General features: G+C 62.3%; 8 protein-coding genes. 6 read left to right on the top strand and 2 right to left on the bottom strand.

Annotation, left to right across the window (positions count from 1 at the left end; genetic code table 11):
- The first annotated feature begins 323 nt into the window (after positions 1-323).
- Positions 324-3,221 (top strand): TonB-dependent receptor domain-containing protein, encoded by a 2,898-nt coding sequence (locus HHL21_RS20125; RefSeq protein ID WP_169469252.1) that lies wholly within the window; start codon positions 324-326, stop codon positions 3,219-3,221.
- A gap of 92 nt (positions 3,222-3,313) precedes the next feature.
- Here the strand turns inward: HHL21_RS20125 and HHL21_RS20120 are convergent, their stop codons facing one another.
- Positions 3,314-4,939 carry an NAD(P)/FAD-dependent oxidoreductase gene (locus HHL21_RS20120; protein WP_169469250.1) on the bottom strand — a complete coding sequence of 542 codons (1,626 nt, stop codon included), beginning with the start codon at positions 4,937-4,939 and terminating at the stop codon, positions 3,314-3,316.
- Positions 4,940-5,130: 191 nt separating this feature from the next.
- Here HHL21_RS20120 and HHL21_RS21820 point away from each other — a divergent pair, with 191 nt between their 5' ends.
- From HHL21_RS21820 to HHL21_RS20110, 3 genes are all read left to right on the top strand, one after another.
- On the top strand, positions 5,131-5,736 hold the full coding sequence (locus HHL21_RS21820; RefSeq protein ID WP_370659769.1) for a TonB-dependent receptor: 606 nt from the start codon (positions 5,131-5,133) through the stop codon (positions 5,734-5,736).
- Between the two features lie 15 nt (positions 5,737-5,751).
- The gene (locus HHL21_RS20115) at positions 5,752-8,061 is read left to right on the top strand and encodes a TonB-dependent receptor (RefSeq protein WP_229496621.1); all 2,310 of its coding nucleotides are present in this window, start codon (positions 5,752-5,754) and stop codon (positions 8,059-8,061) included.
- 326 nt (positions 8,062-8,387) lie between these two features.
- Entirely contained in the window at positions 8,388-11,153 is a 2,766-nt protein-coding gene (locus HHL21_RS20110; protein WP_169469248.1) for a TonB-dependent receptor domain-containing protein, read from the top strand.
- 268 nt (positions 11,154-11,421) lie between these two features.
- Here the strand turns inward: HHL21_RS20110 and HHL21_RS20105 are convergent, their stop codons facing one another.
- Positions 11,422-12,147 (bottom strand): 16S rRNA (uracil(1498)-N(3))-methyltransferase, encoded by a 726-nt coding sequence (locus HHL21_RS20105; protein ID WP_169469246.1) that lies wholly within the window; start codon positions 12,145-12,147, stop codon positions 11,422-11,424.
- Positions 12,148-12,277: 130 nt separating this feature from the next.
- Here HHL21_RS20105 and tkt point away from each other — a divergent pair, with 130 nt between their 5' ends.
- Entirely contained in the window at positions 12,278-14,275 is a 1,998-nt protein-coding gene (gene tkt, locus HHL21_RS20100) for a transketolase (RefSeq protein WP_169469244.1), read from the top strand.
- 73 nt (positions 14,276-14,348) lie between these two features.
- Positions 14,349-15,362 (top strand): type I glyceraldehyde-3-phosphate dehydrogenase, encoded by a 1,014-nt coding sequence (gene gap, locus HHL21_RS20095; protein ID WP_169469242.1) that lies wholly within the window; start codon positions 14,349-14,351, stop codon positions 15,360-15,362.
- Positions 15,363-15,523 lie beyond the last annotated feature (161 nt).

The following is a 15,523-nucleotide window of genomic DNA, read 5'->3' as shown; positions in this document are numbered from 1 at the left end:
GCGTATGTGTATTTACGTAATTCTCGCATGCTCTTCGGGTAAGAGATGATGCTATTTGCAAATATATTTACACCTTGGCCGCCATCGACAGCGCCACCGCTTCGGCCACCTTGATGCCGTCCATCGCGGCCGCCCCCCTATGGCGATCATCCGCCATATGCAAGGTGATTCATTCAGTTAAAACTGTTGTTTATTTGAAAGATCGTCAATACATAATTGACTGATATCGTCTTGCTATGATTCCATGCCTCCTGAGGTTGTCTTTACAACCGGAAATGAAGTCGAAGTGCAATCACTTTAAAATTTTCAAGGGACTAATAATAATGATCAAAGAAACAGTCATATCCCGTTCGCTGCGCCAGCTGTTCGCGACCGGCGCCGCCGCCAGCCTCGGCCTGATGGCCATCCCCGTGGGCGCCCAGCAAGTGGCGCAGGACGGTTCCGTCATCCAGCGAGTCGAAATTACCGGTTCCTCGATCAAGCGGATTGCCGCCGAAGGCTCGCTGCCGGTCCAGACCCTGACCCGCGCCCAGATCGAGCAGAGCGGCGCGTCCAACGTCGCCGACCTGGTCGCCGCGCTGCCGGCGATGCAGGGCTTCATCACCTCGTCGACCTCGGTCAACGGCGGCGGCGGCGGCGTCCAGACCGCCTCGGTGCACGCGATCGGCACCGACTACACGCTGGTGCTGCTGAACGGCCGCCGCATGGCGCCTTACGGCACCGGCAGCGCCGTCAACCTGGCCTCGATCCCGCTGTCGGCCGTCGAACGCGTCGAGATCCTGACCGACGGCGCCTCGACCCTGTACGGCTCCGACGCGATCGCCGGCGTGGTCAACTTCATCCTGAAGAAGAACCAGCAGGACTTCGACATCGAAGCGACCTACAATTCGCCGCAGGAAAAGGGCGGCAAGAGCACCAATTTCTCGCTGTCCAAGGGTTTCGGCAACCTCGACACCGACGGCTTCAACGTGCTGCTGGCCTACAGCCACGACGAGCAGAAAGAGCTGAACGCCAAGGACCGCGATTTCGCCCGCTCCGGCGTGCGCAAGTTCAGCGAAGGCGGCAAGCAATTCGCGACCTGGCAAACCTCGGTCAACTCGACCCCGGCCAACGTCGACGTCGAAACCGCCGACGACTACCAGATATTCTCGGTCGACCTGCTCAAGAACAAGAAGTGCACCGGCGCCAACACCTTCGAGCGCGGCGGCGTCTGCCGCTACGATTACGCGTCGACCGTCCAGCTGCTGCCCGAACTCAAGCGCGACAGCGTGTTCGCTTCGGCCAACGTCAAGGTATCGGACGCCGCCACCGTGTTCGGCGAGCTGGTCCTGACCCGCTTCAGCAACACCGCGCGCTATGCGCCTGCCGCACAGCCGCTGTCGCCGATCACCACCGATCCGGTCACCGGTGTCACCCGCGTCAACCAGAACTACATCGGCGCCTACAACAAGTCGGTGGTGCCGCAACTGGCCGCCCTCGGCATTAACCCGGCCGACGTCCTCAACTCGACCCTGTACTACCGCGGCCACGACGCCGGCGGGCGCACCGACAAGTACAGCACCGATGCGGCCCACGCCGTGATCGGCATCGAAGGCCGCGTGGCCGGCTGGGATGCCAGCGCCTCCTACACCCACTCCGAGAACACCCAGAAGGACGATGCGGTGGCTGGCTACCTGAGCGGCAATGCATTCGAAGCGCTGATCCGTTCGGGCGCCTTCAATCCGTATGAACTGTCGCCCAACGACAAGGCCACGCTGGCCCCGGCCGTGCTGCGCCAGACCCTGAACGAAACCGAGTCGAAGATCGACGTGCTCAACGCGCGCGCCTCGCGCGAACTGTTCGACATGGCGGGCGGGCGCGCGGCGCTCGGCGCCGGCGCCGACTTCACCAAGCAGCGCTTCAACGACATGCCGTCGGCGATCCTGCAGGGACCGAATCCTACCCAGCCGAACTGGACCGACGTGATCATCGGCGGCGGCACCGGCGCCTTGCCGCTCGACGCGGTGCGCCAGAACTGGGGCGCGTTTGCCGAGTTGCTGATGCCGGTGACCAAGACGATCGAGGCGACCGCTGCCGTGCGTTACGACAGCTACGATGCCGTCGAACGCCGTAACACCAGCTTCGACGTGGCCGGCAAGCCGAGCAACCCTGGCGACGTCGGCAACGACGTGGCCAAGGCGACCTACAAGCTGGCGGCGCGCTGGACCCCGGTCAGCAACGTGCTGGTGCGCGGTTCCTACGGCACCGGTTTCAAGGCGCCGACCATGAACGACATCGCCGACCCGGTCAAAAACTTCGGTTCGTCCAACTTCTTCCCTTGCCCTGCGTTCAAGGCCGGCGATCCGCGCCTGCCTTACTGCAAGCCGGGTTCGTCGGAATACGGCCTGCTCACCAGCGGCAATTCGCTGTCCGGCGACACCGGCCTGAAGGCGGAAACCTCGAAACAGGCCACGCTCGGCTTCCGCGTCGAGCCGATTCCTAGCCTGTCGTTCGGCCTCGACCTGTGGGACGTCAAGCTGAAGAACCAGATCCAGGCGCTGTCGCAACAGCAGATCTTCAGCGATCCTGCATTGGCCGACAAATGGATCTCGATCTACTTCGATCCTATCCAGAAGAGCAATGTGCTGGTGGCCACCCTGAGCCCGGTCAACCTGTCCAGCTCGCACTACCGCGGTGTCGACTGGGATACCAGCTACCGCCTCGGCAAGACCGGGCTGGGCAGCTTCTCGGCCAACTGGACCGGCACCTACATGCTCAAGGCCGAGCAGGACGTGCCGGGCAGCGCGAGCGGCATCGAGTACAGCATCGGCCGTTTCGATTCGTACAGCAACGTCACCTTCCGCGTGATCTCGCGCCTGGTGCTGTCGCTGCGCAGCTCGGAAAAGCTGAGCAACTCGCTGACCCTGAACTACCGCTCGGGCTACCATGACCAGGTGCTGACCGAAGACGACGCGGCAGTGCGTACCGTCGATGCGAACGGCGCGATCGGCGGCGTGGTCGGCATGGCGCGCGACGTCAAGGACTACATGACGCTCGACTACCAGCTCAAGGCCAAGGTGTACAAGAGCCTGACCCTGACGGCCGGTATCAAGAACCTGCTCGATGAAGATCCGCCGCTGTCGATCCGCAACGCCGGCGGCGGCAACCAGGTGGGCTACGACGGCCGCTACACCGACCCGCTCGGCCGTACCTTCTACGTGACCGCCAACTACAAGTTCTAAGCTGGCTGTAGCAGGAAGCAATAAGGCAAAAGGCCCGGTTACTGATCAGTAACCGGGCCTTTTTTCTGCCGCGAATCGTGCCGGGGAGGGCGTCAGTCCGCCATCGACAGCGCCACCGCTTCCGCCACCCGGATGCCATCGACCGCGGCCGACAGGATGCCGCCCGCGTAGCCGGCCCCTTCGCCGGCCGGGAACAGACCGCGCGTGTTCAGGCTCTGCAGGTCGCCGTCGTTGCGCTTGATGCGGATCGGCGACGAGGTGCGGGTTTCGACGCCGGTCAGCACCGCGTCTTCCTTGTAATAGCCCTTGATCTGCTTGTCGAAGGCGGGGAAGGCTTCGCGCATCGCGCTGATCGCATACTCGGGCAGGGCGGTGGCCAGGTCGGTCAGGTGCACCGCGGGTTTGAACGACGGCGCCACCGAACCGAATTCGGTCGAGGCGACGCCGCGCACGAAGTCGCCCATCAGCTGGCCGGGCGCATCGTAGGTGCCGCCGCCGAGCGCGAACGCGCCTTCCTCCAGCTTGCGCTGGAAGGCGATGCCGGCCAGCGGGTGGCCGGGATAATCGTCCGGCGTGATGCCGACCACGATCGCGCTGTTGGCGTTGCGTTCATTGCGCGAATACTGGCTCATGCCGTTGGTGACGACCCGGCCTTCTTCCGACGAGGCCGCGACCACGGTGCCGCCCGGGCACATGCAGAAACTGTACACCGAACGCCCGTTCGTGGCGTGGTGCACCAGCTTGTAGTCGGCCGCGCCGAGGATCTTGTTGCCGGCATTGGGGCCGAAGCGGCACACGTCGATCAGCGACTGCGGGTGCTCGACCCGGAAGCCGATCGAGAACGGCTTGGCCTCGATGTAGACGCCGCGCTCGTACAGCATCTCGAAGGTGTCGCGCGCGCTGTGGCCGATCGCCATCACGACGTGGTCGGTGGCGATGTGTTCGCCGCTGGCCAGCACCACGCCGCGCACCTGGCGCACGCCGTCTTTTTCCTCGACTTCGATGTCGGTGACCTTGCTGCTGAAGCGGTATTCGCCGCCCAGCGCGATGATGTTCTCGCGCATCTGTTCGACCATCTTGACCAGGCGGAAGGTGCCGATGTGCGGCTTGCTCACATACATGATTTCTTCCGGCGCGCCCGCCTTGACGAATTCGGTCAGCACCTTGCGGCCGTAATGCCTGGGATCCTTGATCTGGCTGTACAGCTTGCCGTCCGAGAAGGTGCCGGCGCCGCCCTCGCCGAACTGCACGTTCGATTCGGTGTTCAGCTTGCGCTTGCGCCAGAAGCCGAAGGTGTCGACGGTGCGCTCGCGCACTTCCTTGCCGCGCTCGAGGATCAGCGGGCGCAGGCCCATCTGGGCCAGCACCAGCGCCACGAACAGGCCGCACGGGCCGGTGCCCACCACGACCGGGCGCTTGTTGCTGTCGTGCCCCTGCAGCTGCTCGCCGCCGGCGACGTACTTGTAGCTGGTGTCGGGGGCGGGCAGCACGTGCATGTCGTGCTTCAGCCGCGCCAGGATGGCTGCCTCCTCGGCCGTATCGACGTCCAGCGAATAGATCAGCAGGATGGCGCTGCGCTTGCGCGCGTCATAGCTGCGTTTGAATACGGAATAAGCGCGCAGCGAATCTTTGCCGATTCCCAGGCGCCCGAGGATCGCAGCGGTGAGCGCGTCCTCGGTATGGTCCAGCGGCAGTTTCAGTTCATTAATTCGCAGCATATTACGTATTCCGTCAAGGCTTAAAAATAGGGTTTTTAAATTGCAACCCGCTATTTTACCTGCGTTAGATACGACCCGGCATATGCATATGACGAGCGTGGCTTTTGATGCGTTGCGGCAAATTGCCCTTTTGCACTGCTTTTAATCGCCTTCGAACCAACTTCATGCAATGTGCGTGATTGTTCTGTACCGTGACGCCAGGCGCAGACGTCAAAGTGACGATCGAGAACCCGGCATCCGGCCTGCGCCGCACGCTGACCCCGGATGCACAGGGTCGCTTCCAGGCAACTTCGCTGCCGACCGGTACCTACCGCGTCACGCAGATGAAGGGCGACACCGTCGTTGGCACCACCGAAGTTGACGCAAGCATCGGCCAGGGCGCTGAAGCTGTGTTCACCCCGGTTGCAACCGGTGTCCAAACGGTTCAGATTACCGGTCAGCGTCGTACCATCGACGTCACCCGCACCAACAACGGTGCAACCTTCAACGCGCGCCAGCTGGCAGCACTGCCAATCGCGCGCAACGTTGAAGCAATCATTCAGCTGGCTCCGAACACCACCCGCGCCGACTCGCGTTTCGCCGGCGGTGCTTCCTTCGGCGGCGGCGCTGCTTCGGGAAACTCGTACTACATCAACGGTTTCCCTGTCGTCAACCCACGGACCGGCCAGGGCGCATCCCAGCTGCCGTTCGGCGCGATTGCTGAAGCACAGGTCCTGACCGGCGGCTTCGGCGCCGAGTTCGGCCGTTCGATCGGCGGCGTGGTCAACATCATCACCAAGAGCGGTACCAATAACTGAGAAGCTGGCGCGATCATGACGATCGAGCCGGATTCGTGGCGCGCGAAGTCGAAAGACATCTACTACGCCCGCACTGGCGCGTCGTACCACGCGGCGACCGACGGCACCCTGCGCCTGGCCCGTGAGCAGAACACCCAGGAACGCAAGGTCTACGGCGCCTATGTCGGCGGCCCGATCATCGAAGACAAGCTGTTCTTCTTCGCTGCTGCTGAAAAGAGCGACACCGACCAGGGCCTGGTCAACGGCTTCCGCGTCGGCACCTCGAACGCAGCAAACGGCTGGCGCGATCGCAACACCGAGATCGAGCGCTACATGGACAAGGTCGACTGGAACATCACCGACGACCACCGCCTCGAGTTCACCGCGATCGGCGACACCCCGACCGTGAACATCGAGGACAGCGGTTTCGACTACGCTACCCGTACCCGTACCGGCACCGTCACCTCGTCCCAGACCCTCGTCAACGTTAATGATAACGGCGGCAAGACCAAGATGGCGAAGTACACCGGTAACTTCACCCAGGACCTGACCCTGACCGCACTGTACGGCCAGACGGATTCGGTGCATACCAACGACTTCCCAGGCTACAACCCGACCCTGTTCCAGGTGTCGTCGGCGCCTGCCGACCGCGTTCCTGGCCTGACCTACAACAACCCGCAGGGCATTACCGGCACCCACCTGGCGCCAGGCTCGAAGGACATTGTGAAAGCCGGCCGTATCGACCTGGAATACCGTCTCGGCCAGCACACCATCCGTGGTGGTATCGACCAGACCAAGATCGAATCGCTGAAAGCCGGTGACATCCGCGCCGGTGGCGGCGTCTGGACCTACTTCCGTACCGACACCCCGAACACGCCGCTCGACGGCCCTGCAGGCGTGACCATTCCTGCGCCAGCAACCGGCGGCGGCTACGGCACCCAGGGTTACTACGTGACCAAGGACCTGTTCTCGACCGTCACCGATTCGTTCGGCGAACAGAGCGCACTGTACCTGGAAGACAAGTACCAGGTCACCAAGGACGTGATGCTGACCCTGGGCGTGCGTAGCGAGTCGTTCAAGAACCAGAACGACAGCAAGACCACCTTCCTGGAAATGAAGAACCAGATCATGCCGCGTTTCGCAGCAGCATGGGACGTCAACGGCGATTCCAGCCTGAAGGTATTCGGTACCGCAGGCCGTTACTCGGTGCCTATTCCAACCCACATCTCGGTACGTGGCGCTGGCCGCTCGACCTTCACCGCCCAGTACTTCACGTACAGCGGTGTTGACGCGAACGGCGCGCCAACCGGCCTGACCCAGCTGAGCCAGCCACTGTCGAACAACAACGAGTATGGCCAGGACAAAGTCGTGGCAACCCTCGCTGCCCTCGACATGAAGCCAGCCTTCCAGGACGAACTGACGATCGGTTTCGAAAAGGCGTTCTCGCCTAGCCTGAACTTCGGCGGTAAGGCAACCTACCGTAAGCTGCAGTCGACCATCGATGACTTCTGCGACGTGCGTCCGTTCGAGCGCTATGCAGCAGCGAACAAGATCGCCATCACCAACCCGCTGTGGGGCAACACCTGCCAGACCTTCAACCCAGGTCAGGACAACACCTTCATGGTTGACTACACCGGCGATGCTTCGCAGCTGACCAAGGTGTTCCTGACTGCGGAAGACCAAGGCTTCGACAAGCCAAAGCGTACCTACGCTGCGGTTGACATCTTCGCTGAGCACCCACTGCGCAACGGCTGGTACGGTAAGCTGATGTACACCTGGTCGAAGAACAAAGGCAACACCGAAGGCCAGGTCAAGTCGGACAACGGCCAGGCTGACGTTGCTGTGACCTCGACCTGGGATTACCCAGAGCTGATGATCGGCGCCGATGGCTTGCTGCCAAACGACCGCGAACACCAGGTCAAGGCCTACGGTTTCTACCAGGTTCTGCCTGAAGTGACCGTCGGTGGTAACGTGCTGCTGGCATCGGGCCGTCCACGCAGCTGCATCGGCTCCGCCGCTGCGCCTGGCGATTCGCCGAACTACCCCAACGCGACCTTCTACTGCCTTGGTGCAACCCGTGCAGAAAACGTCATCACCCCACGTGGTACCCTGGGCCGTCTGCCATGGGATAACCGCCTGGACCTGAACGTTGCCTACAAGCCAGTAATGCTTCCTGGCCTGCAGCTGCGTCTCGACGTGTTCAACGTCACCAACCGCCAGGTCGTTCAGAACGTGACCGAAGCGTACAACACCGGTACCCGTATCAGCTCGCTGTACCAGACCCCGTTGTCGCTGACCGCACCACGTTCGGGCCGCTTCTCGGTATCCTACGACCACAAGTTTTAATTCGTCGTCACCCAACTCTAAGGCCGGTCACGCCGGTGTGAGAATTGGATAGATATCTGCAGATGCAGTAAAAAGCCGTTCAGTTAAAAGCTGAACGGCTTTTTTAGTTGTGCCAAGCTTGTTTGGCCCCGTCTTCGGCAAGCCGTCGAATGTATGCATCTGTTGTAAATTCCCCATAGTTTATTCCGCATATTTCCTAAATCGCCGCCGAAACGACATAATGTTGCGCGCGTGGGCTTTATTGTGTTTTGGAAAGCCGAGAAGGCGGCAGCGAGACCGCCCGGCCCGGGCCCCGCGTTTTCATCGCAACTAACACTAGGATCAATATGTTGTTTAAAGAGAAATCTGGCGTGCGTTCGGTACGCATGGCCATTGGCCTGCTGGCAGGCTTGGTTGGCGCGAACGCGCTGGCGCAAGAGCAAGTCATCCAGCGAGTGGAGATCACCGGCTCGGCAATCAAGCGCATCCAGCGCGAAGGCGCTCTGCCGGTGCAAGTCATTTCGAAAGAAACCATTGCGCGCACTGGCGCGACCACGGTCTCCGACCTGCTTCAAAAAGTGCCAGCGATGCAAGGTTTCACCATCGAAGCCACCGCAGCCGGTTCCAACTCAGGTGGCCGCACAAGTGCATCGATTCACGGCTTGGGCACTGCCTATACCCTGGTTCTGCTGAACGGCCGCCGCCTGGCGCCACTGCAGGACAGCGGCAGCTCCGTCAACCTGAACTCGATCCCGCTGTCGGCGGTTGAACGCGTTGAAGTGCTGAGCGACGGCGCCTCGGCACTGTACGGCGCCGACGCGATCGCCGGCGTCATCAACTTCATCCTGAAGAAAAACTACCAGGGCGTGGCGGTCGAGGCAGGCTATGTGCACCCGGAACACGCGGGCGGCAAGAGCGCCAACGCCAGCATCACCGGCGGCTTCGGCGACCTCGACGAAGATGGCTACAACGTCCTGATGACCTATCGCCACGACGAGCAGCGCCAGCTGAAGGCGCCACAGCGCCGCTTCGCGGCAACCGGTTACATTCCGTTCTCGCACGAAGGCGTCAACTACATCTACGACCGTACCTCGACCTCGACCGTCCCGGCCAACGCCACCGTGTCGTTCACCAACCCGGCTGTCAACAAGGCGATCGGCTTCAACCCGTTCCAGAAGGCAACCGGCGCCTGCGCCGACCTGAACGTGCCTTACCTGTCGAACGATGCGCAGACCAACTTCTGCTCCTTCGACTTCGCCGCGACCGTCGAGATCATTCCTGAATCGAAGCGCGACACCTTCTTCTCCAGCGGCCGCATCAAGCTGGGCGAGAACGCAATCGCATTCGCCGACTTGTCGCTGGCCCGTTTCGACCTGACCGCGCGTATCGCGGCCAACCCGGTCAACGTCAGCATCCCTAAAGGCACGCCGCTGTACAACCAGTACATCCAGCCGAACCTGACCCCGGCCCAGCAAGAACTGGCGACCGGCGCAGTTGCGCAGTTCCGCGCAGTTGACTGGGGTACCCGCGACAGCCAGACCATCACCGACGTGCGCCACCTGGTCGCCGGCGTTGAAGCCGTTGCATTCGGCTGGGACCTGAACAGCGCCGTGACCCTCTCGAAGTACAAGATCGACGAGAAGTACACCGGCGGTTACATGCTCAACTCCGAGTTCCGCTCGATGCTGAGCAACCGTAGCTTCGACCCGTTCGCACCATCGGGTTCGCAGAGCGAGGCCACCAAGTCGCTGATCCAGAACTCGCTGTTCAAGGGTTCGATCCGCGAAGCGTATTCGGACCTGAAGGGCTTCGATGTACGCGGCTCGCGCGAAGTATTCGAACTCCCAGGCGGTGCGGCCAGCGTTGCAGTGGGCGCCGACTACCGCGAACTGCAGCAAGTGCAGACCGCATCGCAGGCTGCCAAGAACGGCACCATCTACGCGTTCAACGCGCCAGCCGAGAACGACTACACCCGTGACTCGACCGGCGCGTTCGCCGAACTGGCACTGCCGGTCCTGAAGAACCTGGAAATGACCGCGGCTGTCCGTTGGGACAAGTACTCGGCAGTCAAGGATGCGCTGGCCGGCAAGGACGTCGGCGATTCGCAGGACGCCAGCACCTACAAGGTCACCGCACGCTGGTCGCCGGTACAGCAGGTCCTGCTGCGCGCTTCCTACGGCACCGGCTTCCGCGTTGCCGACCAGGACCAGATCGCCAGCCCGGTCGTATCGGCAGGCTTCACCTCCGGTTCGTACGTTTGCCCGCCGTCGCTCGAGACCGAAAACGCAGGCTTCTGCCGTCCGGGCCGCCAGCAGTACGACGTCAAGCGCGGCGGTAATGCGGAGCTGAGCCCTGAGGAATCGAAGCAGTACACCCTGGGCTTCCGCATCGAGCCGTCGAACACCGTTACCTTCGGCGCCGACCTGTGGGATGTCCGCATGACCAACCAGGTATCGTCGGTCAGCGAAATCCAGGCCTTTGCCGATCCAGCCAAGTTCCGCGAACTGTTCTCGCCGTTCACCAACCCGGCAACCGGTGAACAGAAGTGGTCGTTCCTGCAGGCGCCAATCAACATCGGCCGCTCGCACTACCGCGGTATCGACTGGGACTTCACCGTGGGTGAAAAGTACTCGTTCGGCAAGCTGTCGGTCAACGTGAACGGCACCCACATGCTGAAGGCGGACTACACCACGCCAGGTACGGACAATGTCTGGACCGACAGCATGGACCGTTACGGCATCGACAACCAAGTCACTTTCCGCAACGTCGCTCGCATCACCGCAGCGCTGGAAACGGGCAAGATGGTGAACTCGTTCACGCTGAACTACCGCAATGGTTACACCGATGCTGCGGCCAACCCGTACAACATCGCAACCAAGGCGAACATCACGCAAGCGATCCGCCTGCAGGTTCCTTCGTACTCGACCATCGACTACCAGGGCAAGTACAACATCAGCAAGCAGTGGGATGTGCGCGTTGGCGTGAAGAACCTGACGGACAAGGAGCCACCGCTGTCGCTGCGTACTTCGTCGGGCCACCAGGTTGGCTACGACCCACGTTACGCAGACACGATGGGCCGCACCCTGTACCTCAACACCAGCTACACCTTCTAAGCTTTAACGCTTAGCAAAAACGCCCCGCAAGGAAACTTGCGGGGCGTTTTTTTTACAGACGGTGGGTTTGATCTATGCGGACCCGGTTCGGTAGGGCGGACAAGGCCGTAGGCCGCCTCCGCGCGAACTGCCACTGCGGCCAATTTGCTTGCCGGGTCACGCGGCCTTAATCGCCGATCTTGACCGTTTTCGTCCGGTAGCCCTTCCCGGACCAGTAGATCAGCAATTGTCCACCCGTTTCCAGATCCGGCATGGCCGCTTCCCCAACTTACATGCCGCCCCAGGCGGCGTTGATTGCGGCCAGGGCCGCGAGTCCCGCTGTCTCGGTACGCAGAATGCGCGGCCCCATCGACAGCGCAATCGCCCCGCGCTGGATCGCCGCATCTTCTTCCTGCTGCGTATAACCCCCTTCCGGCCCGATCATCAGGCTGACCGCCTGCGGCGGCACAGCGCGGGTCCAGTCGGCCAGCGACTGGGTGGCGCGCGGCGTCAGCAAGATACAGTTCGACATTTCCCCGCTGCCGATCCAGCGCTCGAAGTCGGTCAGTTCACCAAGCCTGGCCAGCCGGTTGCGTCCGCTTTGCTCGGACGCCGCCACGATCACCGCCTGCCAGTGATCCTGCTTCTTGCCCGCGCGTTCGCCCGACAGCTTGACCACGCAGCGCCTGGCAGCCAGCGGCTGGATGGCGCTCACGCCCAGTTCCACCGCCTTTTCAATAATCCAGTCCATTTTCGTGCCTTCGGGCAGGGCCTGCGCCAGGGTCACCTGGTAAGGCAGCTCCGCCTCACGCGGGTCGTGGGTGACGATCGTGGCCGTCGCCCGGCGTTTCTCGACGCTGGACAGGGTCGCCCGGTACTCGCCGCCGGCCCCATCGAACAGGCACAGTTCGTCACCTGGCTGCAGGCGCACGACGTGCACGTGGTGGGCGACTGCCTCGGGCAGGGCGATGGTGGCGCCGACGCCAAGTGGCTCGGGGCAATAGAAACGCGGCATGAAAATCCTGCAACTTATTGGTGGAAATGAAGGCATTTTAATTCGGCGCCACCCCGCTCTGGTAAAATACTTGGTTAAGCAAGCACGGCCTGCACCGCATTCCCAATCCTAGACCTCACTGATTCAATCCATGAAACCTACGCTCCCTACCACCCTGATGGCCAACGCGATCCGCGCACTGGCAATGGACGCTGTTCAAAAAGCCAATTCCGGCCACCCTGGCATGCCAATGGGCATGGCTGAAATCGCCGTTGCGCTGTGGGCAGGGCACTACAAGCACAACCCGGCGAATCCGAAGTGGGTCAACCGCGACCGTTTCCTGCTGTCCAACGGGCACGGCTCGATGCTGCACTACGCGCTGTTGCACCTGGCCGGCTACGACCTGTCGATGGACGACATCCGCAACTTCCGCCAGCTGCATTCGAAGACCCCGGGCCACCCGGAAGTCGACATCACGCCAGGCATCGAGACCACCACCGGCCCGCTCGGCCAGGGTATCGCCAACGCGGTCGGCATGGCGCTGTCGGAGTGGCTGCTGGCGGCTGAATTCAACAAGCCTGGCTACGACGTGGTCGACCACTACACCTACGCATTCCTCGGCGACGGCTGCCTGATGGAAGGCATCTCGCACGAAGTGTGCTCGCTGGCGGGCACCCTCGGCCTGAACAAGCTGATCGCCCTGTACGACGACAACGGCATCTCGATCGACGGCAAGGTGGAAGGCTGGTTCACCGACGACACCCCGAAGCGTTTCGAAGCCTACGGCTGGAACGTGATCCCGGACGTCGACGGCCACGACGTGGCGGCAGTCGATGCGGCCATCGCACAAGCGAAGAAGTCGGACAAGCCGACCCTGATCTGCTGCAAGACCATCATCGGCAAGGGCTCGCCAAACCTGCAGGGCGGCGACAAGGTCCACGGCGCGGCGCTCGGCGACGCAGAATGCGCGGCAGTGCGCGAACACCTGGTTTGGGATGCGGTCCCGTTCGACATCCCTGCGCCGATCTACGAAGCATGGGACGCCAAGCAGCAGGGCGCCGCGGTCGAAGGCGACTGGAATGCGAAGTTCGAAGGCTACCGCGCGCAATTCCCTGAGCTGGCAGCTGAACTCGAGCGCCGCATGAAGGGCGACCTGCCGGCCAACTTCCAGCAAGTGCTGGACCAGGCTATCGCCGCGACCGTCGACAAGAAAGAAACCATCGCAACCCGCAAGGCAAGCCAGAACGCCATCCAGGCGCTGGCCCCTGTGCTGCCTGAATTCCTGGGCGGCTCGGCCGACCTGACCGGTTCGAACCTGACCAACTGGAAAGAGATCGTCGCGGTCCGTTCCGGCCAGCCGGGCAACCACATCAACTATGGCGTGCGCGAGTTCGGCATGAGCGCGATCATGAACGGCGTCGCCCTGCATGGCGGCTACATCCCGTTCGGCGCGACCTTCCTGACCTTCTCGGACTACAGCCGCAACGCGCTGCGCATGGCTGCGCTGATGAAGCTGCGCTCGGTGTTCGTGTTCACCCACGACTCGATCGGCCTGGGCGAAGACGGCCCGACCCACCAGTCGGTCGAGCACGTATCGTCGCTGCGCCTGATCCCTAACCTGGACAACTGGCGTCCATGCGACACCACCGAATCGATGGTCGCATGGGGCGCGGCAGTGCAGCGCAAGGACGGCCCGGCAACCCTGATCTTCTCGCGCCAGAACCTGCCGTTCGTCGAACGCAGCGCCGAGCAGGTCGCCAACATCGCGCGCGGCGGCTACGTGCTGCGCGACGCCGCCAACGCAAAGGTCATTTTGATCGCCACCGGTTCGGAAATCGAACTGGCGCTCAAAGCCGCTGCCGTGCTGGAAGCTGAAGGCACGCCGGTGCGCGTGGTATCGATGCCGTCGACCGACGTGTTCGATCGCCAGGACGCCGCTTACAAGGCCAGCGTTTTGACGCGCGGCATCCCGCGTGTTGCTATCGAAGCCGGCGTCACCGATTTTTGGTATAAATACGTCGGCCTCGAAGGCGCTGTGGTGGGTATCGACACCTTCGGCGAATCGGCGCCGGCGCCGGTGCTGTTCAAGCACTTCGGCTTCACCGTCGACAACGTGGTCGCCAAGGCCAAGCTCGTCCTGGCCGCTTAAGTCTGCCTGTAGTGCGCGGGCGCCGGCTGGCGCCTGCGCCTCGCCCTTCTTTTCTTTTAATCAGGAGTAGAGTATGACGATCAAAGTAGCAATCAACGGTTATGGCCGCATTGGCCGCAATGTGCTGCGCGCCTTCTATGAAGGCGGCAAAAAGCAGGACATCCAGATCGTTGCGATCAACGACCTCGGCGACGCCAAGTCGAACGCCCACCTGACCCGCTACGACACCGCGCACGGCAAGTTCCCGGGCACCGTGACGGTCGAAGGCGACAACATGATCGTCAACGGCGACCCGATCCGCGTATTCGCACAGCGCAACCCGGCTGAGATCCCATGGGGCGAGCTGGGTGTGGACGTCGTGCTCGAGTGCACCGGCTTCTTCACCACCAAGGAAAAGGCGGCGGCCCACCTGAAAGGCGGCGCCAAGAAAGTCATCATCTCGGCGCCGGGCGGCAAGGACGTCGACGCGACCATCGTGTTCGGCGTCAACCAGGACGTGCTGAAGTCGACCGACACCGTGATCTCGAACGCATCGTGCACCACCAACTGCCTGGCCCCGCTGGTCAAGCCGCTGAACGACGCGATCGGCATCGAAACCGGCCTGATGACCACCGTCCACGCCTACACCAACGACCAGGTACTGTCGGACGTGATGCACGAAGACCTGCGCCGCGCGCGTTCCGCCACCATGAGCATGATCCCGACCAAGACCGGCGCTGCCGCCGCGGTTGGCCTGGTGCTGCCTGAGCTGAACGGCAAGCTGGACGGTTTCGCGATCCGCGTACCCACCATCAACGTCTCGCTGGTCGACCTGACCTTCATCGCCAAACGCGATACGACGGTGGAAGAAGTCAACGAGCTGATGAAGGCCGCTGCTGCCGCAGGTCCGCTGGAAGGCATCCTGACTTACCAGACCGAGCCGCTGGTATCGATCGACTTCAACCACAACCCGGCATCGTCGAACTTCGATTCGACGCTGACCAAGGTCTCGGGCCGCCTGGTCAAGGTATCGTCGTGGTACGACAACGAGTGGGGTTTCTCGAACCGCATGCTGGACACCACCGTGGCGCTGATGAACGCGAAGTAATCGCTGTCATCCAACAGAAAAAACCGGCGCTTGCGCCTAATGCCGTTCAGTTAAGGTGATTTCTTAATGACGCGAACGGCGTAGCGCTTCGGTGTCGCTTTGACGGCCCGGTCGTATTTGCGATCGGGCCGTTCGTCATTCAGGAGGCTAACCAGCCTTTC

Source organism: Massilia polaris, from assembly GCF_012927275.1.
GTDB lineage: Bacteria > Pseudomonadota > Gammaproteobacteria > Burkholderiales > Burkholderiaceae_D > Telluria_A > Telluria_A polaris.
This window is presented reverse-complemented; position numbering and strand designations above follow the sequence as displayed.